Genomic DNA, 22,188 nt, shown 5'->3' with positions numbered 1-22,188 from the left:
CGAACTTCCACCATTGCAATTTGATTATCAGACATTGCTTCCCAATATCGATCAAAGAATTTTTGTTTGTCATCAAAAGATTCTATCCACGATACTCGATTGAAATTCATAAGAAAAAGTTTATACATTACAATTCATACCTTAATTTGATAAAACGCTGTACTCGTTCAGAAGGATCTTTTAACCACTTAATCCACTGTGAATTGCTTTTAATCATTTGAATTGCAATTTCATCATCGGAATTTAGTTTGTCAATTAATTCTTTCTGACTTAAATAATACTTTAATATTTTATGGTAGGCAATTTTCATATTTTGGTCAGCTGGAAGTGAAAGGATAATAACTGTAACAGGTTTTTTCATATCACCATCATCAATTATTACTTCACCAGCCAAAGTAATATCTACTTTAAGTTGATGTTTTTTCCAAAATCGTTTCTCTAACTTATGGATTTTATTGCTGTACTCATTATATTGCTCAGAAAAAATTTGGTATATGATAGATGAAAGCCAAACTCCTACAACAATCCAAACCCAAATTGGAACGTTACCCCACTGTATCGAATTCATATTGTCCACCATCAAATTTTTCCCACCACTCAGCAGATAAAATCATAATTTCCACCGTAATTTGTGTATTTTTTTGATAGACGATTTATCATAATCGGTATGAATTAAGGAAATTATTCCATAAGCATGTTCAGATTCTCTGACCATTAATTTTGTAAAGTCTTCATCTTGAGACATTTTAAAAATAATTTTTTGGAAAAATTCAATATGGCATTCTTTAACTCGTTTGTTATAATAATCACTAGCATGTTGTGAACGAATTTTTCTTTTATGTTCAAGAACAACATCCAAAGATGATTTTTCGAAAATTGTTCTTAACTTGTCCCAATTTCGTTTTTGTTGATTGATTTGTTGTAGACGTTTCTTTGCTTCTAGATTCTTTAATCTCTCACGATCATTAGTATCTTTTAGATTGGTACGATATGTTAGTATTCCTAACACAACAAATATAATCCCAACACCAATCACAAAGATATAGAAAGGGACAAGGTTGTAGTGGCTAAATTCATTCATACAATTATTATCTCAAATAATTGCAATTGGGTCAACTATAATTTCCATCTTAACTTATGGAGTCTTATCATTTCCTCAGTTGGATATCGAATGTATTGAATAGCGTATTCACTTTCGTGTATCGCTTTTAATGATTCCGATTCAGAGGAATTTATATTAAAAATATATTCAATTCCTTTTTCTACATTTCGTGCAAATATACTATATTTGGATAGAAAATGTAGCGCCCATTCATCTAGATCTCCTAACGAATACTCCAACCTTGGCCAGAATGGTTTATATTTTATGAATACAGTATTTGCACCAGATCTTCCAATAGAAAAATTTCTATTTTCTTCACGAATTCGACGAGAAATTTGCTTTAAAATTATGTCAGTTTCGTCCATTACAAGCTCCACTTTAGTGCTTGTAACCGAACTTGGTCAGGTGTTGGATTTTGTAAGTACTTAAAATGGTGTTTGTATTTCATAATCATTTTTTGTGCAAAGTCAGAGTCCTTATTCATTCTTATAATAAAACTCTTCTTCATATTAACTTTATGTTCCAACTGCTTAACAGACATTTCAAAATCCCCACTACGATGAAGTATGAAATCTTCACGTTTAAATTCAAATATTAGTGGTGCCCAAAAGTTGTCTACTTTGATAATTAACCAAGAATGGTGTGCTTTTGGAGTAACGTGAAGTTTAGCCTCCATATTGTCAGGTAGACATTGGTTTATATATTTTAAAATTTGATCATCAGTTCTCATAATTTATAAATCAATTTATGCAGTCTAATCCATTCTTTCTTTGGAAATTGAATCCAATCAATTACCCATGCGTACTCTTTAATACATGTACGAGCATATTCCTCATCTTTCATCATCCACTCGATTGTTCCAATTTTGTCTGAAAATAGTACAACTAAGTTATCAATTTCATTTTCTAAGACTGTTTGAACCTCTAGTTCCGTTTGGGAGAAAGTCCATCTAAATGGTTTCCAAAAATGAATATATTTTATCTCAACCTCAAACATAGTACCTGAATAGAAATTTATACTTTCTCGTTGGATATTACTTACGTACATTCCATAATTGTTTTCAGTCAAATATCTATCAATTCGTTTTTTAGCCAGTTCAACATTCATTTAAAGTACCCATTGAAGTTTATGGAGTTTAAGCATTTTTGATGTGGGATTTCGTATAACTTCAATTGCACCTTCATGTACTTCAATAACTTTACACATTAACCAATCGCCAAACCTTTCAATTAACTCTTCCACCCATTTCTGAACTTCTTCTATATACGTTACTAGTACTGCCAAGGGAGCACTTAGATCAACTATATCAGGAATGTTTGCAAGTTCACATAGTGACATAAGTTCTTCTTGTTGCAAAACCATCATGATGGTTTCTTGCACAGAACGACATGTGTGAGCTTTGTTGCTAATTGATAAGTTACTTGATCGTACCCCTAATCTAACCCGTCGATTTATAATGTCCATTTCAATCTATGTACCCGTTCAAGTGCTTGATTTTATCAAGCATCATCTGTACATTACTTATAGTTTCCAAGTCAAGTTCCATAATCTTTTTGCTCTTTCGGTTGGATCAATAACCCAATCAATACTGGATCTAACATGTGGAATTACTTCATAAATTAAATCAATTTCACACTCTAAAAATTCTTTAATCAATTCCTTTCTATCTTGCATGCTTAAAATCACAGTTGGATCATTATGCATAAGAATATCAGCACCAGTTCTAATATCAGAACCTGCTACTTGCCATGTTAAAAATGTTATTAGATTTGACCGTACCTTCATACTTCCCACTTTATTTTATGTAATCTTTTCATTTGCTCTGTAGGATTTTCAATCAACTCAAAATTGTGTTTTCCTGATATAATAGCAGATAAAGACGATTCAGTACTAGCGTTAATTTCAATAATATACCAAAGCCTTGCCAGAACATGATCCTTTTAATACTTCCAAAGAAGCAATCATAATGTCCACCGTAGCTTATAAGCTCTTGTTAATTTTTTGCTTGGATATTGGATATATTTGTAAAAACTTCGGGCTTTTTCAATTTGTCCAATTGCAAAAATTTCATCAGTATTCAGCTGTATAATCCATTCTTTACGTCTATTGATTGCACTAAGAAAAGTTTGAACTGATAGTTCAAAATCATGTTCCCACAAATCATATGTACCAGCATAGTCTATCCATGTCCAAATATCAGGATGACGACATTTGAATCTCATGTTCAAACAATTTTTGGGAACCATGATGGAACCCATTGGTTTTGATGAACTGTCTTCAATTGAATCTAAGTCAATAGTCCATCCTAATTCTTGTACACGACAAAAACCATTGATATCATTTACCAATGCTTCAACAGTTTCAAGTACTTTGGTTGGATGAAGTGATGTCATTTTCGTTCCAGTACTTTTACTTTACACTTAAGTAATTGTGGTTTAGAACGTCTTGTATCGTCCCAAACCAATAATGGAATAAAAATTATTAATGAAAGAATTACAAATATTGTCATATGGATAACCTCTATTGAATATAGATATTATCACCCATACACATATTAAGGTCAACTTATAATCGATGAATTAACTTATGTAATCTCAACAGTTTAGGGGAGGGTTTGTAAATCCAAGATATTGCTACCTTGTGTTGTTTTACTTGGTTTTCTGCATAATCAGGTAAACTGTTGATTCTTGTGTAATACTGATGATCAATATCAAGGTCATCAGTTACTTCTCTTACTGTATCTCGTAAATTGCGATTTACAACTTTGTTATATTTTACAACATAATTAAATTCAAAATCGATTGTATCTGAAACATTATAAAAATTAAATAGTATTTCCTTAGTAGGAACTAAATCTACAATAATAAGTTTGAATCTATGATTAGACCGTTCAATGATTTGATTAGCAATCTCTTCCAAACGTGGTTTAAGATCTGGAGATATTGTTTCAATTTTGATGTTCATAATTTCCACTTCAGTTTAAATAATCTTGTCATTTCAGCGGTTGGTTTTTCAATGTATGAATAAGCAACACTTGTGGTTTGTATGGTGCTAATAGCAAATTCGTTATCAGCATTCAATCGTTTAACCCAATTATCAGTATCCTTTAAATGATTAACTAGTAATTCGAATCGTATAGCAAATTTATCATTTGGTTCCCATGTATCTTCGTGTATTCCTTGTCGGAACAAGAATGTTTTATCACGGAACCAAATGATAGGCCAACCATCTCGTCCTGGAGAGTTTCCCATTACAAGTTGTCCCCAATATGGAAGATCCATTCCATCTAGTTCATTGTTTATCTTTCCCAATAACCGTAACATTTCAGTGGTTTTTTCTGCTTTTTTCACACTTCCCACCTTATTTTGTGCTGTCTAATTAACCCCTCACTTGGATCATCCACAACATATATTCCATAAGGATATTCATGAACCAACAACTTAGCAATATTTGGTGTCATATGATGATCAATAAACTCAAACCAAGAAGAACAATCTACATACATTGTATGGTCTTCCACTGTCAATTTTGGAATGGTGCTATAGTTTATATTATAGTGATCACATATGAAGTACAGAATGTTCTCCATACCTTGCATGGTCAACATAAACTTTTCATCAAAAGGTCTTTGTTCATATCTCATGTTTGATCTTCTTTAATCATAATTTAGTTTATCAGTAAATTTCATAAATGCCAAACCAATTTGTATAATCGTTTATGGGCTTCAGTTGGATGCCGAATAAAAGCAATACCTCGAACTGATTGCTTAATTACTTCATTTGCATAGGCTGGATCGATATCTAATCGTTCAAACATTGGTCGTAAAGTTTTGAATTGGTGTTCTATCTGTACTGATGTTTGATACAATAATTCCTCACAGGAAAACCAAGTAGTTTCCCACCAATGATCCTTCATCCGAATTCGTATAGCATAATTGTCGGACAATCCTCCTTTTTTGCTCCGCATTTGGTTAATACTAATAACTTCAATTCCAGAATTTACCAGTTTGTGTTTAAAGTTATCAAAATTCATAATTCCCACTTCAACTTGTGTGTTCGAATCAATGTCTGACTAGGATTATCAACTAATAATAGAATTTTATCACTATAATGCATTGCTCTCAGTGCATATTGTTCATCCGAATTTAATCTTTCAATGTTCATGATAGTTTCTCTTAGATACTTCAATAATGATTCCCATCTCTTATTATAGTTTTGTTTCCAATCATCAAAATGAATCACAAAGGATGTTAGTTCAACACCAGATAAGGTATAAAATGAAACATGAGCAAATGTAGTTTCACGATCTTTCACAACCATATTCAGATTAATATTATTGTTCGCTAACTCTTTGTAAACATTTATTAAAACATTCATAATTCCCACTTTAATCTATGTAATCTTTGTTGTTCAGCAGTCGGTTCATTAATCCACTTAATTACATCTGGATTGTTCAATATTTGTTCTACAGCATACTCAGACTCTGTATTAATACGAACCAAAAGAGCAAAAATTTTTCCACATTCAGTGGTTATTCGTGCAACAACTATTTTATTATGTTGATTGACATCACTTAATGAACAACCATACTTAAAGGTATATTTTTTATATACAGGATGTTTGCAATAAAACGATATATGTCCAGCCTCAACTTCAAAGGTTAATTCAAATCCAGCCTTTTTACATTCTAATAAGATATAACGCATAGATTTCTTACTGTACATGCTACTTCTCTCTGTATGAGTGACTCATACGAATTAGGAAATGAGCAAACCATCCAGCAAAGTAAACGACTAGAAACGTTATGATTGTTGCTTTGAATGACAACGTGGACGTTAACATGATTAGTGCAAAAATTAGCGAGAAAATGACGATAAGTCCAGGTAATGTAAAGTAGGGAGTAATGTGTATCATAGTGAATAATGTTGCGTATTGGCAGTTATTAGGTAAACGTCAGACGAAAAAGCGTTTGGAAATTTTTGTCTAGGTATTAGCACGTCTCTATGCCCTTCCAATCCCATCCCTCAAATCCATAACCTCCAAACCATTCGTACATCTTAAACCCTTTCAGATTCCGTCTCTGTACAATATTTCGAACTATTCTTGGTCTGGGGATGGGCTAGATGAGTGACTCATACTTTCTAGCGTTCTGACTAACTTCCAAGCTACCTCCGTTACTGATTGCATATTAGCAACCATTTTATCAGATATCTCATTAACGGTCAACTGTGAATCACCCTCCAGGAGGAGCTTCATTGATTGAGCTGACAAGTGTATCGCATCCAACGACTCCTGTATGAGAGACTTTGGAACTACGAGGTGGTCCTTTGGAATTAAAGGGACAATGTTAGACACTGTTGGACTCCTTTGGTCGTGAGAGTACCGTCAGTTAGACTACTCTCGTCTATAACTATTTCGCTTCTGATCCGATTAATTTTGTAATTGCGTCGGACGCCTCAATGAGGACTTGACTCTTTAATGGATGGTTTGACTCCTTTGCCATTAAGATTAAATCACCGATTGTCATTGCAATGTCTGACAATTCGGATTGTTCCTTTATTACTTTTCCTTTCGGAATTAATAAGTGTATGTTATTTGACATATGTGGTTACCTTATATGAGTGACTCATAGTCTATGTAGTATGAGAGTATAGTCAGTAAGATTAGGACTAGTATGACTATAATGGTCTCAGGGTGAAATTTACGTGAACGTTTGGATCTCATAGGACGTCGCACCTCATAGTAATTCCCAAAATGGTTGTGGAGTTTGTCCACAACACTAAATTCTTATTCCTGTACGAAATCGAGTTCGTAACTTATTGATTTGTTGTAAAACTGTATATCGGATCAAGTGGTGAGACTCGTTCTGATTTGATTGTAAAGTTTTCGTTATCATAATGATTCATGAAATTCATCATACCATGAAAATCACGATCGTCGAAGTACTCCTCATGTATAAGGAGACCAGAATGTGTACTGTAAGCTTGTAATAGAGTATCCATGATTATATTATCTCAGATCCTTAACCCTAAAGTCAACAGGTGAAAGTTGGTTGATTTGTTTCAACTTTTCCAACTGCTCCTCTTCGAGTCGCCCAAGTCCGTCTGTTAACACAACGACGTACTCAGGTGTATACACATCAGTAAGTGTTGGTATACGAATATCCGAAGTTACGTATTTGTGGTTAAGTAGGTTTAATGTGGACATGGACTTTTCTCTCCTATAATTCGAACTTGTATATCATCTCATAGAACTAGTCTAAAGTCAACAGATATATTCGAATATTCGTATTTGCTAATGTTTATCCCCATAGTTCCCCACTGCCACCTCGTCCTCTGGTCTGGGCCCTAGACCATTTGTATGCGGCATCATTTCTTCAGATTGTGCATATATTATCACCCTTCATGAATGGAAAGTCAACTAAAGATTCTTTAGTATTTTGATTAATTTGGAACCTTTAAACTATATTCATCTATTAACAAAAGAGAGTGAAATATTATGAAATCAGGTTACATTACAATCAAGTTATCATTGGGTGTTCATGATGATACTACTGAGGAAGAACTTAATGAGATTGGAAACAAATTAGTTCAGTACTTAGATGAAGTTACAGAGGAAGTAGTCGATATGTATTTTGAACAAGATGGTGTGGATATTGATTCATCTGTTGATGATTAAAATAAAAGGTCAAGGATGACCTTTTAATATTCGAATATTCGAATATGGTCACGCGCTCACCCCAGCGTTCCACCGACCAAGCCCGACCGTATCGCTGACACTTCTGACGACTTCCCTGCAGTCGTGAAGTATATTATAGCAAATTAGGGTGACTAAGTCAACAGTTGATTTGGAGGGTTATATAGTCTATTATAGAGAGACATTAATACAGGAGAACAAATAATGTCTACTTTAAACTCACAACATGTAACTGCTCCATTCCTTGATGATGGATCACTTACACATGCTCGTGTTGCAATTCGTGTATATCGTTATTATGAAAACGATATTAATAACGTCAAACAAAAGTGTCAGGAAAGTCCTGAATTTTATCGTTGTTTGATGTACGAAGCATTAACGAACGGAGTTGATATTGATGACAATCAACCAGAACGTTACTACGAAATTGTCACGTGTCTGGAAGAGTTATTCATGTTTACTCCTTGTCCTGCTGAAGGAACAGAATAATTGTTGACTACTGAATAGGGTTATTATATAATAACCCTAAATCATACAGGAGAAAGAAATGTCACAATTCTACATTATGAAGGCCTACCACTTGACTACTTCAGGTCGAAAGTTGGGTCTCAAGAAAATCTGTAAAGACGAACCAGATTGTACCATCGTTATTGCACAACGACACTTGGATCATTTTGGAGACAGAAAAGTTCCTGTCTTCATTATTGGTTGTCGTAGTGATTATGGTGTCCAAGCAGGAGACAAAACAACCTATACAGTTGATACTGGAAATGGTTACAGAGACAAGAATAAACGTCTTGAAATTGAAGGTGTTTTGACTGTAATTGATGGTCAAATTCAGGAAGAAATGAAAGGAAAAATGGACGCTCGTTACACGTTTGTAATGAAGTAGGAGAACAAAATGGCACAAAATTGGTATGACATGTCACGAGAGGACTTAGTTCCTTATCAAAAAATTGATACTCCACGTAAACTCAAGAGTGTCAAAATTCTTGAGAACTGGAAGGACGATGGTGAAATCTGCTTAACAGTTCTGATTAATGATGAACTGGAAGTAGAATTTCTGTATCTTAGTTTTGAATTTGCAGCAGAAGTGTTGCATTTCAAACAATACAAAGCAAGTATCATTGAGTACATTCAAGGTCATATTGAATCTCGTTTGGAAGAGATTGAATACGAGGAAGAGATTGAACGGAAAGAGGAAGCAAAATTTGCAAAGAATCGAAAGAATATGGACAAAAAACTGAAGAAGATTCAAAAGGCTATCAATGGATGGGAGTCGTTGGAAAAGGAAGAATTCATTATGGAGCTTTTAAGGAAGATGGACGCAGTTGCCATAGATAACATTTATGCTATGGTCGGTGGACAAGATTTTTAAGTCCAACAAATAGTCTAAAAACAGTTGATCTCCTGATAGGGTTATAGTAATATAACCCTATTGAATGATTTATCACAGGAGATCAAACATGTCACATCCAAACCAAATCAAACAAATTTCTGACATCAAACAGTTCGTGTTTGGTGGCAATTCTTACTTCACTTTGAAGAATACAATTGCAGATTCACATCTAACATATCATGTTAGCTCACCAAAGAACAATCGTGGAAAGAACATCCCATACTTCGTCAGAGTACTATCTGGTGGAGATGATCAGTATACTTACTTGGGTCAGTTCTGGAATAACGATGGCAAATTAAGTTATGCTATTGGAAAGAAATCTCGTGTATCCAAAGATGCACCTTCACAGAAGACAATTGTTTGGTTGTTAATGCATTTTTTGAACAACAAGAACCTACCTGACACAGTACAGTTCTGGCACGAAGGTAAGTGCTGTCGTTGTGCAAGAAAGTTAACAAATCCTGAAAGTATTGAATTAGGTATTGGACCTGAATGTAGAAAGAGGAGTTAAGATGAAAACTATTCGTATTGATCGAGACAAATATTCCGAGTTACTTTGTGTAACTCGGTGGTATCAAAACTTTCCTTCAAACACAAAGTTTGAAGCAGGAGATCGTTTTCACGAACGTGTTTTTGAATTTCAACATGAGAACTTCGATTATGATGTTGAAGAAGGGTTATATGTTAACTACTTCGAATTCTTAAATGAATGTTTATATGTTGTAATAGGTGCTGATAATGGATCTATTGACCACGAACGTGCATTGGTGGTACCAAAATGAGAGCGTACGTGTTTTGTAGAAATCATCCTCATCAGTCCATCACTGATGAGGAATGTGATGAGTTAATTGAACAAGCATCATTAAACGATCAGGCATGGAGATTCGAGGCTGGTTGGATTGGCAAAGAGGATGGTGAAGGGAATGAGCCATGTAACTTCTTGATTATAGAGGATAAACAATGAAAGGTGTAATGGGAGTGACGTCTGATTATACGGATCAGACAGTATGTTTTGAAGGTGGCGAAGGGATCTTGCTTTCTGTGTATACAAATACGTTTAATCGACGTATTGCACGTATTCGTTTAACGGACACAATCGTCATCACAAAACCTGCCGAAAAATGTTGGGTTAAAGGCAGGTTCTAACGACCAAATTGAGTCGAATTAATCGTTGACTTGGACCCTGAAACTGACTATTATATATTCAACGGTTAAGAAAACATTAACCAAATTTATCAACACACTACTAGGAGTAATCCAAAATGGCAAAACGTAAAACCAAAACCGAACGTACCCAAACCATCATCCGTCGTGGTAAGGCAAAAGGTCGTACACCTGCACAAATGAAGAAAGAAATCATGCGGACTTTGGAAATGACCGAAGCTGGTGCACATTCCTTCTACTACACCAACGTTAACAAAGTTTAATAGTTGGATTGGTAACACGACAAGGACGTCTAAAAAATTTCGTACAGGAGAAAAAGAATGGCACTTGAGGTACAAGCTCTAATTATGGCCTTCCAAGAAGCAATCAAGGAATTAGAGTCACTCCCACCCAATCAAACAGTTATTGGAACCTTTACGGATTCTGATGGGTTTGAAACGGATGAAGAGTTGTTGGATGGAATTACGATCGATGTTGATTCAATGGAAATTGTGGATGATATGGATCAAACAATTGTTGATGACTTTGATGGAAGTCCTATAAAACGGTGTTTCCTGAACATCAATTATTCATTTGGTGAGTAAAATGATACACAATGATTTTGTACAACTCGTAGCAACCAAGTTCGATCCAGATCTTGGTTGTGAAGTTGAAACTGAACGTGAAATCTTTCATGTTTTGGATGAGAATCAGAAAACTCTTTTCTATCTTTCTCACCAAGATGAAACAATTACGGAACATGATGTTCGTGATGAAGATTTCTGGGCTGAACAGGACGATTATGTAAATGGGTTTTTGTCATGAAAGTTCTTGTAATTAAAAGTGGTTATGGTATGGCTGGATACTATGGGACTGAAGTTGAAGAGTACACCACTAAGAAAACTTTAAAGGAATTTGTCGATGATTATGTTGAAAAACATAATTGTGATGAACCAGAAAGGAACATGAAACTCTTCAAAAATCCTGAATCTTATATAGTTAACGGTGAGGAAGATTCAACAGTCTTTATGGATAAAGCGAACATTAAGAAATCAAAATTAAGTTGATCTCCTTAATTCATTAGGGGATGATAGAAGCATGGAAAATGTTTACAAAGACGTAACGTACAACCAATTCGCGTAAGTACTTGGTTCTCCGCTCAGTGTAAGAGACTGACAGTTTTCGCACTTTTCAACAAAAGTGCATTTTAATAATGTACAGGAAAAATTTATGTCGGAACAAAAGTCACCACAAGAAATTCTAAATGAACGAATGAATAAACGATGGGACGATGGTGAAGATATTGTTGCCATTCGTGACGCAATTAATGCAAGATTCCATCCTGACTACGCCGATGAACCAATCGGTGACGAAGTCCTTGATCAGATTCTTATTATGATTGAGAGGGAAGGCTAATGGAGAAATTAAAAGCTAGCGAAGTTACTTTTGATTACTTATCTAGCCTCATCGGAAACAGTCTTGATGCTCATAATTTCGAAATTGATAACGGTGTTAGCGTTTTGGTAAAAAGAAAGGTTACTATCCGCAACGGGCTTATTCACACAAAATATTTGCATGTTGTATTCACCTACCCTAGCGGAAATCAACAGTATTACAGAGAGCAAAAGAACGGAGCTTTTAAACTAGTATAAAACCCTAAAATTGAAGTAACTGAAACGGAAGGTTGTTTTGAAAGAGGATTTCGAATTTCGAAATAACAGTTGACTCCAACTCAAAATAGGGTATAATTAACCTATCTTATCAATAAAACAGGAGATAAAGAAATGGGTAATATGTTTGCCAAAGCGAAGGACAAAGCGACTAAAACGGTCGCGAAAGGAGGCAAGAAAAATGCAAAACCTGAATTTGCAATAGATGAACTCGATACAATCGCAGCCATCGATGCAGTTATGAAATCATTGGAAGCAATGAAGAAAACTGTGGAAGCGGATGTGAAGGATCAGATGAAGGACATCTTTGCAACTGAAGGATTAAAGAAACACGTTCGTCCAAAGAACTTCAAAGGATTCGATAATAACTCCTTCGCAAGTTGTGAGTTAAAGAAAAGATCCACTCGTTCTACTTTAAGTGAGGATGAAGTTAATCTTTTGGACAAACATGGAATACCATATGATGTGGTAAGTGATGTGACCACAACCTTCATCATTAATCCTGCGTACGCACAGGACGAAGATTTGTTGGCAACAGTTGGTGAGTTATTGGATGGACATGTTCCCGATGACTTCATCGAGATGCAAACTGGTGTGGACCGACGTGTTGTTTCGGATCGATCTTTGGATCAAGCGTTTGATGCGAAGACTAAGAAGGATCTACTTAACTTGTTGAATGTAGTGGGTACATTCAGTTTAAAACCAAAATATGATGGCGATGTCAAGGACGCAATTGATTTCGTCAAGGAATTACTCGATTAACTCCTGTACGACTCGATAAGAGTCTTTTATAACCCCCATCACTTCTTTTGATGGGGGTTCTTTTTTTCTGTTGTCTTCCAAATCTAATAGGGTGATAATATCTATAACAATACAGGAGACAAATCATGAATGAATTAATTATTTTGTGTATCATATCTGCAATGATGGGTAGTGGTGCAACTTTACTGGTCTTATCTTTCTTCAAGAAACGTCCCACCAAATGTGGTTATGTTGATGAAGTGTCACTAATTCGTGGTCTGGGAAGTAAGTAAATGGCTGCTTATCTAGTTATAGATGTTGATTTATATACACACAATCCCAGTTCCAAACGTGTAGAAGCTGACAGTCCTGCTCATGCATATTGTTTGGCAAGAGGTATTGATCCTCATCCAAATCATCTTAAAATGGTTAATGATTATCTTACACAAACTGAAGAGTGGTTGTGGGGATGGTCATGTGAAGATGAAATGTTTATCATAAGTCAAGTATAGTATGAGTGACTCATACATTACGTAATATACTGATATGTCTGGGAAAAGAGAACGCATGGAAGCGTTGTCTTTAGGGTTATAATCAGCTATTATAAACGTATTAACAACAGGAGATCGAAATGGCTAAAATGAAATCCATACTTATCGATGTCGAATATTATATGACGAATGGACTCTCACTTAGTGAGATTCAGTCTGAGATGTCTGACATTCCACCCAGTCTTATTGCGGACGCTTACAAACATCTTGGTCAACAACAGATTGCTGACATTATGGGTCAGGAAGGTGTATAATGTCAACTGAACGTGATTATGATCAAGATCCACATGTCATTGTTATGACAGTTAATCTCTGTCTGTATGGTGAAGTATCTGAAGAAAAACTTGAAGAGTTAAAATCATTTCTTCAAGATGATGATGATGCCATTCAGCAAACAATCCTATATTCGGCAGAAGATGTATTGGATGATGATATTGGCATGAGTGTGGGTATATCTGATATTGGTATTGGTGATATCGACTTCCCCACATAATCCAATTCCATTCTCATATTCGGAATATCGAATAAAGTGGTCAAATTGGTCATTGATCAAAATGATCACTTTTCAAAGAATATTTCGATTATCTCATAGGACTCGTTACAAGTCAACAGTTGACTATTGGGTCATATAATAAGATAATATTAAAATGTTAACAATACAGGAGAACATATATGACACGAATTGGTCTTATTCGTACTGCAATTACCGCAGTTAATCCAGAACGTCAAATTTATCAGTATTTTGCAGATGGTGTCAATGGTGACGCTGTATACAAAGTATATGCAGGTTTGGATCTTCAAGAAAAACTTGATGTTATCGAACTTTTGAACAAAGATCCTTCAGTTGACAAAGCATATCTTTCAAGACGTTACACCAACTATTATGGCCACGACAATCCTCGCCATTTGAAAGTACGGTTTAAAGGAATTGCTGATTCTGTAACGAAAGCGGTACAAACAAGTCGCAAGAAAAGACGTCGCTTGTAACAGTTGACAGTCCGATAGGGTTATAGTAATATAACCCTATCATTTAAAACAACACAGGAAACAAAATGTTATTATCAAGTACAACAGTTAACGATGGTCGTCGAGTAACTCTCGGTGACTGGGTTGAATTTAAGTGTGATATTGAACAAAGTGGTTGTATAACTAAAATTGTTCGAAATCCAAATGGTTACACCGAACTTCATTTACGAAACGATAATGGTTTTGATGGTGAATACATTGGTGGTGAAACAGAAACGATTGAATCTGCAGGAGATTGTTGGTAATGCAAATTTTCACTATTGTTGATGCATCAAACGAATCCACATTCGTCTATTCGGATATGGGTTGGCTCCAAACTGACCACATACCAAGAAAGTCTGGTTCTGCCAATACTCTTGAGGCCATCCAACGGAAGTTAGTCCAATTTGAAAACAAATTGAAAGAACGAAAGAATAAGTTGTGCAAACTCAAGAAGTTAAAGATCGTTAAATTGGTCATGCATCCAGTCAAAGTCTAGTTGACATTCCAGATAGGGTCTGAGATAATGACCCTATCATTTAAAACAACACAGGAGACTAATTGTGGCTATCGAAAGATTCGACAAATCAAACCTCAAAAATATTCGTTCGTTGCTTGAGCGCACCTTAGCGAGTGCCTTACAGAAACATGGACTTACTGCAAGTTTAGGTAACATTACATTTTCACCAACAGACTTTCGTGTCACGCTGTCGGTTGCGACTGGTTCAGGTGATGACGTATTAAAACGGAATTGGGACAAATATTGTCGTCTGTATGGATTTGAACCCGAGGACTTTGGAAAGACTTTTGTTCAAGGTTTGAATAAGTACACGATTTGTGACATCAAACCAAAAAGTCGCAAGTACCCCATCATTGCAAAACGTGAGGATGGTTCTCGGTACAAGTTTTCCACTAACAATATCAAGATGTTAGGTCTCGAATAAAGTCCAGTTGACAGTCCAATAGGGTTATAGTAATATAACCCTATCAGTTCAAACAACACAGGAGTATTCAATGAATTTAAGTGAAATTGAACAACAATTGGCCAATGAAGTTTTTCTTCAGACAGGTCTGGTTGTTCAAAACAATCATTCAGTTTGTGAAACAAGAAACAGATACTGTAATGTAGAAGGATTACAGATCGAAATCGAAGGTCCTCGTCGTTCTTTCTACCATTTTGATGCAGGAAAGTTACATACGACGATTAAAGTTGGTGGTATAATGAATGATATTCGACCACGAACTTTTCGTCAGAAAAAAGATGGTACTTTCAATTTTGACAAGATCTGTACTGCAATTGTTGAAGAACTCGATGGAATTGTACGTCGTGATCGTAAACGTGAACAAGAACGGAAACAATCCAAATCTGCATATAATTCTATGAAGGAACTGAATAAGAAGTATGGTGAGTATGAATGGAGTCCACTTTCAGTCAATCGTTTCAATAAGTTGGAAATAAAGTTGACTGGTGATGCAGAAAGGATGGAAAAGATTTTGAAGTTACTTCAAGATAATGATATACAATTCTAATGTTGACAGTCCAATAGGGTTATAGTATTATAACCCTGTTTAACAATCACAGGAGAAATATATGTTTTGGAATATTATGAATCGAATCCATTCCTTGCCCAAATTCGAAGATGCTGAAAAGGAAGAGTTGTGGTGGAATGAAAAGGAAAAAGAAATGACTGATTTAGTTAATTATCAGTTGTCCTATGCTCGTCCTTGGGATAAGGATGCAGTACATGCGTTTCCTTTCCTTGATGGTTGTTTGGCTCCATGCGATGGAGAAGAAAGAGGAAAACAAGTACTTACATTGAATGAAGGTTATAGGGAATTTTTTAAGGAACATTTGGGATTAGGAAGTTACGTAGGAACAGTAACTTATCAAGGAGAAACTGAACAACAGTTGCATGAAGCATGGTTAGAAAGTGGAAAACTAACGGAAGAGGACTTCTGTGATGAAGAAGAATGGAATGAGTATTGTGAAGAGATGGATAGCATGGATGAAGAGGAACAATTTAATGAATGGTTGTGTAACTTGGAAATGGAAGTAGATACTTGTTGGATCTTCGAATTAGGAAGTATTATGTTTTCTCATTATGGAAGAGGAGCTGGTATTAGTGTACGATTCCATCAAAATGCCATTGAGAATTACAATGGTGAACAAGGTGAAGAATTAATTAAATTATATGAAAGTTTATAATATCCTGTGAAGCTCCTCTTTGAGAGGAGCATTTATGGCCCATATCGTCCTTTGATATGGGCCTCTTTTTTTGTTGTCATTTTATTCATTTAGGGTGATAATATTAGAATAATCAAACAGGAGATAAATTAATGAAGTTTTATGATTTAGTTAGTGAAGGTCCTTATCATATTCATATTGAAGAGGTCAGGTAGAAATATCTGACCTTTTTCTTTGTTGATTTTTTATTCATTTAGGGTGATAATAATAGAATAATCAAACAGGAGATTAATTTTGAAAATTTTAATAACTGAACATTATGAAGATATGGGATATGATTCTCATGAGGAAAGTGTAGTTGATACAAAACACACTTCATTGTCCGATTATATTCTTGAAAGTTGTTTTGAAAATGACAAGAAAGAATATGATGAAATGATCAATACAAACAAGTGGTTTGGTGGTCAATGGACAAAACATTCGGACGAATATTTTGAATGGGAAACGGATGTAGGTTGGATTCATTACAAAGTACTTGAACGTCCAACTGAAATTGTTAAAGGAGATCGAGTTACTGTTGAAATAAACGGAAACTGGTATGCTGAAGGAAAAGTGAAGGAAGTTACGTTGGACGAAGATGAATATGAACTTATTGTTGAAAGTGATGAACATGAGTTTATTGTTCAAGTTCCAAAACTCGAACAAGTCGAAATGGAAGAAGTGGAAGACTTTGATGAATTCATGAAGGACGAAGAAGAATAAGTTGACATTTTGATTGGGTTATAGTAAAGTAACCCAATCAACTCTTTTACAGGAAAAAAGTTATGACGGCTAAAGTCTCAGGTACTAAGTTTGAGATTCAGAAGACAAACGTATCACGAACTCAATTCGAAAAAGATTTATGTAAAAAACGTAATATGAAACAACTTGGTGAAGGAGCATTTGCTACTGTGTACGGCAATAGGGCACGTGCAGTTAAAATAGGTCGTGCAGATGAGTATGGAAACGAACGTTATCTACAATATTTGTCCAGAGCGTCAAAGTATCCAAAAAATCCTTTCTTTCCCAAAATATTTTCAATTAAAGTCTATCGCAAAGGTACAGACAGTCCATATATGGTTGTAGAGATGGAAAGACTTCAACGTCCAAAGAGTGCTTGGACTACTGCAAGTATAATGGAATCATTCATTTGCGATAATGATGCAGTTAAAGTGATGGAAGGCATGTTTACAAAACGCGCCAGTAAGCAACTTCTTGAAGTTAATTCTGTACTCAAAAAACATCGGTATGATCTTGATATTCATGATGATAATATCATGGTCCGTAAGAATGGACAATTAGTCATAACTGATCCTGTCGCATAGGAGGACTTATGAGTTATCTTATTGGTTTTGCAGTATTATTATTCTTTGGTGTAGCACTTCATTTTCGTGCTACAAACCCCCCATCTTGCTCCAAACGATAATTGAGTTGTCTCCTAATTTGGGCTATAGTATTATAACCCTATCAATTAACAAAACAGGAGAAGAATGTGGAAGTTGGTAAAGTTTATCAAGAACGCTACATTGGTGTTATTGCAAAAGTTGTCGAAGAAGGTGATTGTTGGCAACATGTAATGGCCGAAGATGTAGATCAGAAAAATATCTTTCCAATCTATGCTGATGAGTATGATGATTGGGTTGAAGTAGAGGAGAAATAATATGTTTTATTTTCGTACACGCGATGAAGCAAAGAAATTTGCAAAAAGAGAGGAACATTACAAATTCATCGACTTAGGAACGGACGCTCCAAAACGTTGGGCTGTAAAGGTACTTCGAAATGGTTAAATTAGATATTATATTCCAACACCGTTACAATGGTTGGTATGTTTTGTCCGATGACATAACAGAGAATCAATGTGACAAAATTTCTGATCTTTTGTCAAACATGTCATATGAATATTGTGATGAAGATGGGTGGTCAGATCCTGAAACTGTTGAGTGTATCGATATTGATTCTCCAATTGTTGAAGTTCTTGGTGAGGGTGTTGAGTTCGAATACACTCTTGGAGTAGGAAACGATTCTTAGTTGCCTCCTGAAAAAGACTAGTTGACAGTCCAATAGGGTTATAGTAATATAACCCTATCAATTAACAAAACAGGAAACAAATTATGAGACTTGAACTTCTTGGCACCAAAGTAAATTCCGAACTACTCGCTGAGTTTGTTGAAGAAGGTTTGGCTGGTCTTGGTGTTCTTGATGACATTGATGAACTGATTTATTATGCCTTCCATGAAGATGGTTTGAATTCGGCAAGGGAGGCAATGGAACGTTACAATAATGCTATCGAGTTTGTAAATGCTTTCAAGAAAAAGAAACTTATTCCAATCAGCGAAGAAGACTTCAAACGGTGGACTACTGGCTAGTCCACCCCTATATGAGTGACTCATACAATACAGGAATATCGCATGTTACTAATACAATTTCCACCTGAACGAATTTTTAGACCACGTTGTGAGAGATCACATGAAAGGTGTTATCCACCTGATAACAGTAATGTTATTGACTTGGAACAGACCTTTATTAATGTACGATGGTTTGTTGGTCTAACACGACTATGGACTAGTTGATTAATAGGGTGATATAATCTATAGTATATGGATATCAAACAGGAGAACAAGTATGAATCTTGAAACATTTTTAAAACGAATCGAAGGAACGAACGATGCATACGCTGAAGAAGGAAAATATTTGGGTGTTAATTACATTGGAGAGTTTCGAATTATTCAATTCATTGACATGGAAACTGATGTAAAAGTAACAAACTTTATCATTGATGATTGGAAACAGTTTGTAAAACAATCAGTTGCTAACTATAACAATGATGGTGGTGATGCAGAATATGAAGGTATCGAAAATACCATTCTTCACATGAGAGAAGTAGAAGGTATGGGTAATTGTGTTCGAAAATTAGGATTGTAAGTAATTTGGTATTACCATACATTCGAGAACATGGATGTTCGAATTCATGAATAAGAATTTTTAATGTACTATGGAACTGTGACAAAGTCAACAGTTGATTTTAATTTTTATTTAGGGTAATATATAATCTGAAATTAAAACACAGGAACAAACATGAAAACATTAATTGTAACAGATCGTGAATTCGATATACTTCAACAAGTTATCGAAGTTAATCGTGAGATGGAAGATGATATGGTGTTAGATAGTCTTCCTCATATCACAAATCCTCAACAAAATGAAATAGTTATCACAAAGGACGATATCAAAAATTACCGACAAGAAACTGCAAAAAGGATTGATTATGTAGTAGAACTTACTGTTTTACTTGAAAAAATCAAATTTCAATCAAATCAATAACTGTTGTATCCAAGATAGGGTTATAGTAATATAACCCTATAAATCAAACTACACAGGAGAACACGATGGACGAAGATGAATTGTTGGAACAACAAGAAGAAAAATTGATGGAGGAATTGCGTCCTCTCAAAGAACAACTTGATGAGATAATGTCACGTTATCCTCACGCGTCCTACAATGATGTATGTGATTGGTTGTCTCAATAATCGTTGACATTAAGATAGGGTTATAGTAATATAACCCTATCAATTAACAAAACAGGAAACAAAATTATGGCAAAACGTTCCAAAAAACCTTCCAAAAATGGTAAGTGCTTAGAGTGGACACCAGAGATGGTGGCTGCATATAATGCAGGTGGACATGATGGTCAAATTCAGACCAAACTTGCCCACAAACGTCACTTCGATCCTGAAAATTATTTCGAAGAAGAACAAGAAGATACTAACGAAGAATAATCGTTGACATTATGATGGGGTTATAGTATTATAACCCCATCATATTAACAAACACAGGAATCGAAATTATGACCGATGTAGTCTTAACTGTAATTTCTTCTTTTAGTGAAGATATTGAACCAATTGCAGTTGTATCTTCCATAATGAGTCCGTCCACAATTCGTGCTATTTGTAGTAAGAACATTAAGGAGACATGGACTTATACTCAAGGTTTTCATGGTCAGTTTGAAATCGATCATGAACATGATAATGGTTACATATTGCGTCCCATATTTGATGGACGCATGCTGGAAGATGAAGGATTTATCGTATCATTCAAGATTCCAATGTACCACATTGGTGACAAAATATGAGTAAGTTAAATCAAGCAGTTACAAGACTGCAAGGTACCACTTTTGATGCAAGTGGTTATTATGCGGAACTTTTGCGGAAATGTCGCAATTGTCAGTTAGTTACAACTGATCGTGTACGCAAAGTAAAGAAGATGCAATCGGAACAATCAGAAATGATAAGGAAATCAAGAAGTAAGCTAAGGGACATCATTGATCGCATAGATTGTGATATTATATTCGACAATATGTTTGGAGACGAATTTAGTTGACATTTAATTAGGTTACTAGTATAATAACCCTATAAATACAGGAGATAATTATGTTAGTAACTTGTTTTGTAATCGCATTTTCGTGTTTACTTGCAGTAGTATGTAGTTGAGGTAACTTTATGAAATACTTTGAAAAAGCATTTGACAAAAGCGAACCAGTAAGTCCTAAGGCTTGTGTAGCAATTTTAATTGCTATGATTGTTGCAAGATTTATATTTTAAACTAATATCCTGTGAGCCACCAAGAGTGGCATTTTATAACCCACATCACCTCCTTTCGATGTGGGTTTCTTTTTTCTGTTGCCCACCTTCAGAGTACAGGGATGTACTTGTTGTCTTTAGGGTTATAATATATGATAATATATTTTTAATCACAGGAGCAATTATATGAATTATTCCGAAGCAGGAAGGAAGATTGAAGAAATTATTCGTAAGGTCAAATGGGGACAAAAATTTGATCCAAACAAATTGATTTGTAATTGTACTAAGGTGTTTTATGTGAATAAAACTCCAAAGTATGTTTCAATAAAATTGGAAGTTGATCATTTAACAAAAGAACAATTGGACGAAGCTTCCAAACAGATACAAATTTTGTATCCTTCTGTTTTCTTGAAACTTTACAATTCAACTGCAAATAATGGTCATTATACGTACGAAAAAGTACTTTGTAGATTGAAACAAGTTTAAGTTGACATAATAATAGGGTTATTGTAAAATAACCCTATTATATCAATTAACACAGGAAACAAATATGTCAAAACCAATCTATACTGTTACATTCGAACTTACTGAATCGGACTTGCAGAACATTATTAATGTTCTGAATGATTATGAGTTTGATGGTTCTGTTGAAGATGAGGATGAAGATCCTGATCTGACCAAACCTCTTACAATTGAAGAAGTTAAGGAAAATCCTGAACTTCTCAAGTACTTATGTGAAATGGATTATAAGGATTATGCATTTTCAGACTTATTCGGATACTGGAATAATGATGGATGGACGGACGTTCGAAAGTACAGAAAGTAAGTTGTCTTACAGATAGGGTTATAGTAATATAACCCTATCAATTCACACAACACAGGAGATAATATGTCTGTAAAAAGCTTTGTATGTTGAACTTGGTGGATATGATGGGTGGGTTGGTTCCAATAACTGACAAAATCATTATGATGAATGGTGAGGAGTCAGGACATTTGTTTGTACTAGTTGACTAACCAATCTAGTTAGGGTAAGATATAATTTTACTAAGCCAAATTGCCACTCAAAGAGGTGAGATTACGG

The 22,188-nt window shown here is 35.0% G+C and carries 56 protein-coding genes; 38 read left to right on the top strand and 18 right to left on the bottom strand.

Translation table 11 applies throughout. The features are described 5' to 3' along the window. Window positions 1–127 precede the first annotated feature (127 nt). The 18 genes from AC220I_RS01490 to AC220I_RS01405 form a co-directional block, all read right to left on the bottom strand. Entirely contained in the window at window positions 128–568 is a 441-nt protein-coding gene (locus AC220I_RS01490; RefSeq protein WP_486722064.1) for a hypothetical protein, read from the bottom strand. Between the two features lie 42 nt (window positions 569–610). Beyond that, complete coding sequence (locus tag AC220I_RS01485; protein ID WP_486722063.1) at window positions 611–1,081, bottom strand: hypothetical protein; 471 nt, start codon at window positions 1,079–1,081, stop codon at window positions 611–613. Between the two features lie 35 nt (window positions 1,082–1,116). Further along, window positions 1,117–1,467: a hypothetical protein gene (locus AC220I_RS01480; RefSeq protein ID WP_486722062.1), complete on the bottom strand. Its 351-nt coding sequence runs from the start codon at window positions 1,465–1,467 to the stop codon at window positions 1,117–1,119. Then, window positions 1,467–1,832 (bottom strand): hypothetical protein, encoded by a 366-nt coding sequence (locus AC220I_RS01475; RefSeq protein WP_486722061.1) that lies wholly within the window; start codon window positions 1,830–1,832, stop codon window positions 1,467–1,469. The genes AC220I_RS01480 and AC220I_RS01475 overlap by 1 nt, the downstream gene beginning before the upstream one ends. After that, complete coding sequence (locus tag AC220I_RS01470; RefSeq protein WP_486722060.1) at window positions 1,829–2,209, bottom strand: hypothetical protein; 381 nt, start codon at window positions 2,207–2,209, stop codon at window positions 1,829–1,831. Before AC220I_RS01470 ends, AC220I_RS01475 begins: the two co-directional genes overlap by 4 nt. Further along, the gene (locus AC220I_RS01465; protein WP_486722059.1) at window positions 2,210–2,467 is read right to left on the bottom strand and encodes a hypothetical protein; all 258 of its coding nucleotides are present in this window, start codon (window positions 2,465–2,467) and stop codon (window positions 2,210–2,212) included. It lies immediately after the preceding gene. Between the two features lie 156 nt (window positions 2,468–2,623). Continuing rightward, on the bottom strand, window positions 2,624–2,887 hold the full coding sequence (locus AC220I_RS01460; protein WP_486722058.1) for a hypothetical protein: 264 nt from the start codon (window positions 2,885–2,887) through the stop codon (window positions 2,624–2,626). Between the two features lie 176 nt (window positions 2,888–3,063). Then, the gene (locus AC220I_RS01455; protein WP_486722057.1) at window positions 3,064–3,495 is read right to left on the bottom strand and encodes a hypothetical protein; all 432 of its coding nucleotides are present in this window, start codon (window positions 3,493–3,495) and stop codon (window positions 3,064–3,066) included. 172 nt (window positions 3,496–3,667) lie between these two features. Beyond that, complete coding sequence (locus tag AC220I_RS01450; RefSeq protein ID WP_486722056.1) at window positions 3,668–4,066, bottom strand: hypothetical protein; 399 nt, start codon at window positions 4,064–4,066, stop codon at window positions 3,668–3,670. Then, complete coding sequence (locus AC220I_RS01445) at window positions 4,063–4,452, bottom strand: hypothetical protein (RefSeq protein ID WP_486722055.1); 390 nt, start codon at window positions 4,450–4,452, stop codon at window positions 4,063–4,065. Before AC220I_RS01445 ends, AC220I_RS01450 begins: the two co-directional genes overlap by 4 nt. Beyond that, the gene (locus AC220I_RS01440; protein ID WP_486722054.1) at window positions 4,449–4,745 is read right to left on the bottom strand and encodes a hypothetical protein; all 297 of its coding nucleotides are present in this window, start codon (window positions 4,743–4,745) and stop codon (window positions 4,449–4,451) included. The genes AC220I_RS01445 and AC220I_RS01440 overlap by 4 nt, the downstream gene beginning before the upstream one ends. Before the next feature lie 41 nt (window positions 4,746–4,786). After that, complete coding sequence (locus tag AC220I_RS01435; RefSeq protein ID WP_486722053.1) at window positions 4,787–5,134, bottom strand: hypothetical protein; 348 nt, start codon at window positions 5,132–5,134, stop codon at window positions 4,787–4,789. Continuing rightward, window positions 5,131–5,478, bottom strand: coding sequence for a hypothetical protein (locus AC220I_RS01430; protein ID WP_486722052.1), 348 nt, complete (start codon window positions 5,476–5,478; stop codon window positions 5,131–5,133). Before AC220I_RS01430 ends, AC220I_RS01435 begins: the two co-directional genes overlap by 4 nt. After that, window positions 5,475–5,825 (bottom strand): hypothetical protein, encoded by a 351-nt coding sequence (locus tag AC220I_RS01425; protein WP_486722051.1) that lies wholly within the window; start codon window positions 5,823–5,825, stop codon window positions 5,475–5,477. The genes AC220I_RS01430 and AC220I_RS01425 overlap by 4 nt, the downstream gene beginning before the upstream one ends. Before the next feature lie 373 nt (window positions 5,826–6,198). Next, entirely contained in the window at window positions 6,199–6,456 is a 258-nt protein-coding gene (locus AC220I_RS01420) for a hypothetical protein (RefSeq protein WP_486722050.1), read from the bottom strand. Between the two features lie 55 nt (window positions 6,457–6,511). Continuing rightward, the gene (locus AC220I_RS01415; RefSeq protein WP_486722049.1) at window positions 6,512–6,703 is read right to left on the bottom strand and encodes a hypothetical protein; all 192 of its coding nucleotides are present in this window, start codon (window positions 6,701–6,703) and stop codon (window positions 6,512–6,514) included. A gap of 214 nt (window positions 6,704–6,917) precedes the next feature. Beyond that, a complete protein-coding gene (locus AC220I_RS01410; RefSeq protein WP_486722048.1) occupies window positions 6,918–7,103 on the bottom strand; it encodes a hypothetical protein in 186 nt (61 codons plus the stop codon). A 7-nt stretch (window positions 7,104–7,110) separates the two neighbouring features. Further along, entirely contained in the window at window positions 7,111–7,308 is a 198-nt protein-coding gene (locus AC220I_RS01405) for a hypothetical protein (protein WP_486722047.1), read from the bottom strand. A gap of 291 nt (window positions 7,309–7,599) precedes the next feature. Here AC220I_RS01405 and AC220I_RS01400 point away from each other — a divergent pair, with 291 nt between their 5' ends. The 38 genes from AC220I_RS01400 to AC220I_RS01215 all read left to right on the top strand — a co-directional run bounded on the left by AC220I_RS01400 (window position 7,600) and on the right by AC220I_RS01215 (window position 21,933). Then, a complete protein-coding gene (locus tag AC220I_RS01400) occupies window positions 7,600–7,779 on the top strand; it encodes a hypothetical protein (protein WP_486722046.1) in 180 nt (59 codons plus the stop codon). Between the two features lie 222 nt (window positions 7,780–8,001). Then, window positions 8,002–8,286, top strand: a complete 285-nt coding sequence (locus AC220I_RS01395) for a hypothetical protein (protein WP_486722045.1) — start codon at window positions 8,002–8,004, stop codon at window positions 8,284–8,286. Between the two features lie 58 nt (window positions 8,287–8,344). Then, a complete protein-coding gene (locus tag AC220I_RS01390; RefSeq protein ID WP_486722044.1) occupies window positions 8,345–8,689 on the top strand; it encodes a hypothetical protein in 345 nt (114 codons plus the stop codon). 9 nt (window positions 8,690–8,698) lie between these two features. Further along, window positions 8,699–9,175: a hypothetical protein gene (locus AC220I_RS01385; protein ID WP_486722043.1), complete on the top strand. Its 477-nt coding sequence runs from the start codon at window positions 8,699–8,701 to the stop codon at window positions 9,173–9,175. Window positions 9,176–9,263: 88 nt separating this feature from the next. After that, window positions 9,264–9,707, top strand: coding sequence for a DUF6011 domain-containing protein (locus AC220I_RS01380; RefSeq protein ID WP_486722042.1), 444 nt, complete (start codon window positions 9,264–9,266; stop codon window positions 9,705–9,707). 1 nt (window position 9,708) lies between these two features. After that, window positions 9,709–9,978 (top strand): hypothetical protein, encoded by a 270-nt coding sequence (locus AC220I_RS01375; protein WP_486722041.1) that lies wholly within the window; start codon window positions 9,709–9,711, stop codon window positions 9,976–9,978. After that, entirely contained in the window at window positions 9,975–10,160 is a 186-nt protein-coding gene (locus AC220I_RS01370; RefSeq protein WP_486722040.1) for a hypothetical protein, read from the top strand. The genes AC220I_RS01375 and AC220I_RS01370 overlap by 4 nt, the downstream gene beginning before the upstream one ends. A gap of 14 nt (window positions 10,161–10,174) precedes the next feature. Then, complete coding sequence (locus tag AC220I_RS01365; RefSeq protein WP_486722039.1) at window positions 10,175–10,342, top strand: hypothetical protein; 168 nt, start codon at window positions 10,175–10,177, stop codon at window positions 10,340–10,342. A 116-nt stretch (window positions 10,343–10,458) separates the two neighbouring features. Next, window positions 10,459–10,623: a hypothetical protein gene (locus tag AC220I_RS01360; protein WP_486722038.1), complete on the top strand. Its 165-nt coding sequence runs from the start codon at window positions 10,459–10,461 to the stop codon at window positions 10,621–10,623. A gap of 57 nt (window positions 10,624–10,680) precedes the next feature. Then, a complete protein-coding gene (locus AC220I_RS01355) occupies window positions 10,681–10,944 on the top strand; it encodes a hypothetical protein (protein ID WP_486722037.1) in 264 nt (87 codons plus the stop codon). 1 nt (window position 10,945) lies between these two features. Beyond that, window positions 10,946–11,164 carry a hypothetical protein gene (locus tag AC220I_RS01350; RefSeq protein ID WP_486722036.1) on the top strand — a complete coding sequence of 73 codons (219 nt, stop codon included), beginning with the start codon at window positions 10,946–10,948 and terminating at the stop codon, window positions 11,162–11,164. A gap of 29 nt (window positions 11,165–11,193) precedes the next feature. Next, window positions 11,194–11,406, top strand: coding sequence for a hypothetical protein (locus AC220I_RS01345; RefSeq protein ID WP_486722035.1), 213 nt, complete (start codon window positions 11,194–11,196; stop codon window positions 11,404–11,406). A 163-nt stretch (window positions 11,407–11,569) separates the two neighbouring features. Next, entirely contained in the window at window positions 11,570–11,755 is a 186-nt protein-coding gene (locus tag AC220I_RS01340; protein WP_486722034.1) for a hypothetical protein, read from the top strand. Then, entirely contained in the window at window positions 11,755–11,991 is a 237-nt protein-coding gene (locus tag AC220I_RS01335) for a hypothetical protein (RefSeq protein ID WP_486722033.1), read from the top strand. Before AC220I_RS01340 ends, AC220I_RS01335 begins: the two co-directional genes overlap by 1 nt. A 132-nt stretch (window positions 11,992–12,123) precedes the next feature. Further along, a complete protein-coding gene (locus AC220I_RS01330) occupies window positions 12,124–12,771 on the top strand; it encodes a hypothetical protein (RefSeq protein ID WP_486722032.1) in 648 nt (215 codons plus the stop codon). Window positions 12,772–12,896: 125 nt separating this feature from the next. Continuing rightward, window positions 12,897–13,043: a hypothetical protein gene (locus AC220I_RS01325; protein ID WP_486722031.1), complete on the top strand. Its 147-nt coding sequence runs from the start codon at window positions 12,897–12,899 to the stop codon at window positions 13,041–13,043. Beyond that, window positions 13,044–13,262 carry a hypothetical protein gene (locus tag AC220I_RS01320; RefSeq protein WP_486722030.1) on the top strand — a complete coding sequence of 73 codons (219 nt, stop codon included), beginning with the start codon at window positions 13,044–13,046 and terminating at the stop codon, window positions 13,260–13,262. It abuts the gene before it with no gap. Between the two features lie 128 nt (window positions 13,263–13,390). Next, window positions 13,391–13,555, top strand: a complete 165-nt coding sequence (locus tag AC220I_RS01315; RefSeq protein ID WP_486722029.1) for a hypothetical protein — start codon at window positions 13,391–13,393, stop codon at window positions 13,553–13,555. Then, a complete protein-coding gene (locus AC220I_RS01310; RefSeq protein ID WP_486722028.1) occupies window positions 13,555–13,794 on the top strand; it encodes a hypothetical protein in 240 nt (79 codons plus the stop codon). Before AC220I_RS01315 ends, AC220I_RS01310 begins: the two co-directional genes overlap by 1 nt. Window positions 13,795–13,973: 179 nt before the next feature. Continuing rightward, the gene (locus tag AC220I_RS01305) at window positions 13,974–14,288 is read left to right on the top strand and encodes a hypothetical protein (protein WP_486722027.1); all 315 of its coding nucleotides are present in this window, start codon (window positions 13,974–13,976) and stop codon (window positions 14,286–14,288) included. Window positions 14,289–14,353: 65 nt separating this feature from the next. Then, complete coding sequence (locus AC220I_RS01300; RefSeq protein ID WP_486722026.1) at window positions 14,354–14,572, top strand: hypothetical protein; 219 nt, start codon at window positions 14,354–14,356, stop codon at window positions 14,570–14,572. After that, complete coding sequence (locus AC220I_RS01295; protein WP_486722025.1) at window positions 14,572–14,805, top strand: hypothetical protein; 234 nt, start codon at window positions 14,572–14,574, stop codon at window positions 14,803–14,805. Before AC220I_RS01300 ends, AC220I_RS01295 begins: the two co-directional genes overlap by 1 nt. Before the next feature lie 64 nt (window positions 14,806–14,869). Then, a complete protein-coding gene (locus tag AC220I_RS01290) occupies window positions 14,870–15,250 on the top strand; it encodes a hypothetical protein (RefSeq protein ID WP_486722024.1) in 381 nt (126 codons plus the stop codon). A 70-nt stretch (window positions 15,251–15,320) separates the two neighbouring features. Continuing rightward, complete coding sequence (locus AC220I_RS01285) at window positions 15,321–15,836, top strand: hypothetical protein (RefSeq protein WP_486722023.1); 516 nt, start codon at window positions 15,321–15,323, stop codon at window positions 15,834–15,836. Between the two features lie 61 nt (window positions 15,837–15,897). Beyond that, a complete protein-coding gene (locus tag AC220I_RS01280) occupies window positions 15,898–16,512 on the top strand; it encodes a hypothetical protein (RefSeq protein WP_486722022.1) in 615 nt (204 codons plus the stop codon). Between the two features lie 273 nt (window positions 16,513–16,785). Beyond that, entirely contained in the window at window positions 16,786–17,253 is a 468-nt protein-coding gene (locus AC220I_RS01275; RefSeq protein ID WP_486722021.1) for a hypothetical protein, read from the top strand. 62 nt (window positions 17,254–17,315) lie between these two features. Next, a complete protein-coding gene (locus AC220I_RS01270) occupies window positions 17,316–17,855 on the top strand; it encodes a protein kinase family protein (protein WP_486722020.1) in 540 nt (179 codons plus the stop codon). Between the two features lie 167 nt (window positions 17,856–18,022). Continuing rightward, window positions 18,023–18,190 (top strand): hypothetical protein, encoded by a 168-nt coding sequence (locus tag AC220I_RS01265; protein WP_486722019.1) that lies wholly within the window; start codon window positions 18,023–18,025, stop codon window positions 18,188–18,190. A gap of 1 nt (window position 18,191) precedes the next feature. Beyond that, complete coding sequence (locus tag AC220I_RS01260) at window positions 18,192–18,317, top strand: hypothetical protein (protein WP_486722018.1); 126 nt, start codon at window positions 18,192–18,194, stop codon at window positions 18,315–18,317. Beyond that, the gene (locus AC220I_RS01255) at window positions 18,310–18,558 is read left to right on the top strand and encodes a hypothetical protein (RefSeq protein ID WP_486722017.1); all 249 of its coding nucleotides are present in this window, start codon (window positions 18,310–18,312) and stop codon (window positions 18,556–18,558) included. The genes AC220I_RS01260 and AC220I_RS01255 overlap by 8 nt, the downstream gene beginning before the upstream one ends. A gap of 83 nt (window positions 18,559–18,641) precedes the next feature. Beyond that, complete coding sequence (locus AC220I_RS01250; RefSeq protein ID WP_486722016.1) at window positions 18,642–18,896, top strand: hypothetical protein; 255 nt, start codon at window positions 18,642–18,644, stop codon at window positions 18,894–18,896. A gap of 256 nt (window positions 18,897–19,152) precedes the next feature. Continuing rightward, window positions 19,153–19,452 (top strand): hypothetical protein, encoded by a 300-nt coding sequence (locus tag AC220I_RS01245; RefSeq protein WP_486722015.1) that lies wholly within the window; start codon window positions 19,153–19,155, stop codon window positions 19,450–19,452. A 153-nt stretch (window positions 19,453–19,605) separates the two neighbouring features. Next, complete coding sequence (locus tag AC220I_RS01240; protein WP_486722014.1) at window positions 19,606–19,851, top strand: hypothetical protein; 246 nt, start codon at window positions 19,606–19,608, stop codon at window positions 19,849–19,851. 65 nt (window positions 19,852–19,916) lie between these two features. Further along, on the top strand, window positions 19,917–20,057 hold the full coding sequence (locus AC220I_RS01235) for a hypothetical protein (protein WP_486722013.1): 141 nt from the start codon (window positions 19,917–19,919) through the stop codon (window positions 20,055–20,057). 66 nt (window positions 20,058–20,123) lie between these two features. Continuing rightward, window positions 20,124–20,306 carry a hypothetical protein gene (locus AC220I_RS01230; RefSeq protein WP_486722012.1) on the top strand — a complete coding sequence of 61 codons (183 nt, stop codon included), beginning with the start codon at window positions 20,124–20,126 and terminating at the stop codon, window positions 20,304–20,306. A gap of 68 nt (window positions 20,307–20,374) precedes the next feature. Beyond that, window positions 20,375–20,659 carry a hypothetical protein gene (locus AC220I_RS01225; protein ID WP_486722011.1) on the top strand — a complete coding sequence of 95 codons (285 nt, stop codon included), beginning with the start codon at window positions 20,375–20,377 and terminating at the stop codon, window positions 20,657–20,659. A gap of 634 nt (window positions 20,660–21,293) precedes the next feature. Further along, complete coding sequence (locus tag AC220I_RS01220; RefSeq protein WP_486722010.1) at window positions 21,294–21,593, top strand: hypothetical protein; 300 nt, start codon at window positions 21,294–21,296, stop codon at window positions 21,591–21,593. A 64-nt stretch (window positions 21,594–21,657) separates the two neighbouring features. Then, entirely contained in the window at window positions 21,658–21,933 is a 276-nt protein-coding gene (locus tag AC220I_RS01215; protein WP_486722009.1) for a hypothetical protein, read from the top strand. The last annotated feature ends 255 nt before the right edge of the window (window positions 21,934–22,188 follow it).

It is taken from the genome of Fusibacter sp. (assembly GCF_057447755.1).
The sequence above is the reverse complement of the archived record's forward strand: the minus strand, read 5'-3'. Positions and strand labels throughout refer to the sequence as shown.

Coding starts and splice junctions, on each gene's coding strand:
- AC220I_RS01490 (WP_486722064.1), bottom strand. CDS start 568: ATGAATTCGATACAGTGGGGTAACGTTCCAATTTGGGTTTGGATTGTT.
- AC220I_RS01485 (WP_486722063.1), bottom strand. CDS start 1,081: ATGAATGAATTTAGCCACTACAACCTTGTCCCTTTCTATATCTTTGTG.
- AC220I_RS01480 (WP_486722062.1), bottom strand. CDS start 1,467: ATGGACGAAACTGACATAATTTTAAAGCAAATTTCTCGTCGAATTCGT.
- AC220I_RS01475 (WP_486722061.1), bottom strand. CDS start 1,832: ATGAGAACTGATGATCAAATTTTAAAATATATAAACCAATGTCTACCT.
- AC220I_RS01470 (WP_486722060.1), bottom strand. CDS start 2,209: ATGAATGTTGAACTGGCTAAAAAACGAATTGATAGATATTTGACTGAA.
- AC220I_RS01465 (WP_486722059.1), bottom strand. CDS start 2,467: ATGATGGTTTTGCAACAAGAAGAACTTATGTCACTATGTGAACTTGCA.
- AC220I_RS01460 (WP_486722058.1), bottom strand. CDS start 2,887: ATGAAGGTACGGTCAAATCTAATAACATTTTTAACATGGCAAGTAGCA.
- AC220I_RS01455 (WP_486722057.1), bottom strand. CDS start 3,495: ATGACATCACTTCATCCAACCAAAGTACTTGAAACTGTTGAAGCATTG.
- AC220I_RS01450 (WP_486722056.1), bottom strand. CDS start 4,066: ATGAACATCAAAATTGAAACAATATCTCCAGATCTTAAACCACGTTTG.
- AC220I_RS01440 (WP_486722054.1), bottom strand. CDS start 4,745: ATGAGATATGAACAAAGACCTTTTGATGAAAAGTTTATGTTGACCATG.
- AC220I_RS01435 (WP_486722053.1), bottom strand. CDS start 5,134: ATGAATTTTGATAACTTTAAACACAAACTGGTAAATTCTGGAATTGAA.
- AC220I_RS01430 (WP_486722052.1), bottom strand. CDS start 5,478: ATGAATGTTTTAATAAATGTTTACAAAGAGTTAGCGAACAATAATATT.
- AC220I_RS01425 (WP_486722051.1), bottom strand. CDS start 5,825: ATGTACAGTAAGAAATCTATGCGTTATATCTTATTAGAATGTAAAAAG.
- AC220I_RS01415 (WP_486722049.1), bottom strand. CDS start 6,703: ATGTCAAATAACATACACTTATTAATTCCGAAAGGAAAAGTAATAAAG.
- AC220I_RS01410 (WP_486722048.1), bottom strand. CDS start 7,103: ATGGATACTCTATTACAAGCTTACAGTACACATTCTGGTCTCCTTATA.
- AC220I_RS01405 (WP_486722047.1), bottom strand. CDS start 7,308: ATGTCCACATTAAACCTACTTAACCACAAATACGTAACTTCGGATATT.
- AC220I_RS01400 (WP_486722046.1), top strand. CDS start 7,600: ATGAAATCAGGTTACATTACAATCAAGTTATCATTGGGTGTTCATGAT.
- AC220I_RS01395 (WP_486722045.1), top strand. CDS start 8,002: ATGTCTACTTTAAACTCACAACATGTAACTGCTCCATTCCTTGATGAT.
- AC220I_RS01390 (WP_486722044.1), top strand. CDS start 8,345: ATGTCACAATTCTACATTATGAAGGCCTACCACTTGACTACTTCAGGT.
- AC220I_RS01385 (WP_486722043.1), top strand. CDS start 8,699: ATGGCACAAAATTGGTATGACATGTCACGAGAGGACTTAGTTCCTTAT.
- AC220I_RS01380 (WP_486722042.1), top strand. CDS start 9,264: ATGTCACATCCAAACCAAATCAAACAAATTTCTGACATCAAACAGTTC.
- AC220I_RS01375 (WP_486722041.1), top strand. CDS start 9,709: ATGAAAACTATTCGTATTGATCGAGACAAATATTCCGAGTTACTTTGT.
- AC220I_RS01370 (WP_486722040.1), top strand. CDS start 9,975: ATGAGAGCGTACGTGTTTTGTAGAAATCATCCTCATCAGTCCATCACT.
- AC220I_RS01360 (WP_486722038.1), top strand. CDS start 10,459: ATGGCAAAACGTAAAACCAAAACCGAACGTACCCAAACCATCATCCGT.
- AC220I_RS01355 (WP_486722037.1), top strand. CDS start 10,681: ATGGCACTTGAGGTACAAGCTCTAATTATGGCCTTCCAAGAAGCAATC.
- AC220I_RS01350 (WP_486722036.1), top strand. CDS start 10,946: ATGATACACAATGATTTTGTACAACTCGTAGCAACCAAGTTCGATCCA.
- AC220I_RS01345 (WP_486722035.1), top strand. CDS start 11,194: ATGGCTGGATACTATGGGACTGAAGTTGAAGAGTACACCACTAAGAAA.
- AC220I_RS01340 (WP_486722034.1), top strand. CDS start 11,570: ATGTCGGAACAAAAGTCACCACAAGAAATTCTAAATGAACGAATGAAT.
- AC220I_RS01335 (WP_486722033.1), top strand. CDS start 11,755: ATGGAGAAATTAAAAGCTAGCGAAGTTACTTTTGATTACTTATCTAGC.
- AC220I_RS01330 (WP_486722032.1), top strand. CDS start 12,124: ATGGGTAATATGTTTGCCAAAGCGAAGGACAAAGCGACTAAAACGGTC.
- AC220I_RS01325 (WP_486722031.1), top strand. CDS start 12,897: ATGAATGAATTAATTATTTTGTGTATCATATCTGCAATGATGGGTAGT.
- AC220I_RS01320 (WP_486722030.1), top strand. CDS start 13,044: ATGGCTGCTTATCTAGTTATAGATGTTGATTTATATACACACAATCCC.
- AC220I_RS01315 (WP_486722029.1), top strand. CDS start 13,391: ATGAAATCCATACTTATCGATGTCGAATATTATATGACGAATGGACTC.
- AC220I_RS01310 (WP_486722028.1), top strand. CDS start 13,555: ATGTCAACTGAACGTGATTATGATCAAGATCCACATGTCATTGTTATG.
- AC220I_RS01305 (WP_486722027.1), top strand. CDS start 13,974: ATGACACGAATTGGTCTTATTCGTACTGCAATTACCGCAGTTAATCCA.
- AC220I_RS01300 (WP_486722026.1), top strand. CDS start 14,354: ATGTTATTATCAAGTACAACAGTTAACGATGGTCGTCGAGTAACTCTC.
- AC220I_RS01295 (WP_486722025.1), top strand. CDS start 14,572: ATGCAAATTTTCACTATTGTTGATGCATCAAACGAATCCACATTCGTC.
- AC220I_RS01285 (WP_486722023.1), top strand. CDS start 15,321: ATGAATTTAAGTGAAATTGAACAACAATTGGCCAATGAAGTTTTTCTT.
- AC220I_RS01280 (WP_486722022.1), top strand. CDS start 15,898: ATGTTTTGGAATATTATGAATCGAATCCATTCCTTGCCCAAATTCGAA.
- AC220I_RS01270 (WP_486722020.1), top strand. CDS start 17,316: ATGACGGCTAAAGTCTCAGGTACTAAGTTTGAGATTCAGAAGACAAAC.
- AC220I_RS01260 (WP_486722018.1), top strand. CDS start 18,192: ATGTTTTATTTTCGTACACGCGATGAAGCAAAGAAATTTGCAAAAAGA.
- AC220I_RS01255 (WP_486722017.1), top strand. CDS start 18,310: ATGGTTAAATTAGATATTATATTCCAACACCGTTACAATGGTTGGTAT.
- AC220I_RS01250 (WP_486722016.1), top strand. CDS start 18,642: ATGAGACTTGAACTTCTTGGCACCAAAGTAAATTCCGAACTACTCGCT.
- AC220I_RS01245 (WP_486722015.1), top strand. CDS start 19,153: ATGAATCTTGAAACATTTTTAAAACGAATCGAAGGAACGAACGATGCA.
- AC220I_RS01240 (WP_486722014.1), top strand. CDS start 19,606: ATGAAAACATTAATTGTAACAGATCGTGAATTCGATATACTTCAACAA.
- AC220I_RS01235 (WP_486722013.1), top strand. CDS start 19,917: ATGGACGAAGATGAATTGTTGGAACAACAAGAAGAAAAATTGATGGAG.
- AC220I_RS01230 (WP_486722012.1), top strand. CDS start 20,124: ATGGCAAAACGTTCCAAAAAACCTTCCAAAAATGGTAAGTGCTTAGAG.
- AC220I_RS01225 (WP_486722011.1), top strand. CDS start 20,375: ATGACCGATGTAGTCTTAACTGTAATTTCTTCTTTTAGTGAAGATATT.
- AC220I_RS01220 (WP_486722010.1), top strand. CDS start 21,294: ATGAATTATTCCGAAGCAGGAAGGAAGATTGAAGAAATTATTCGTAAG.
- AC220I_RS01215 (WP_486722009.1), top strand. CDS start 21,658: ATGTCAAAACCAATCTATACTGTTACATTCGAACTTACTGAATCGGAC.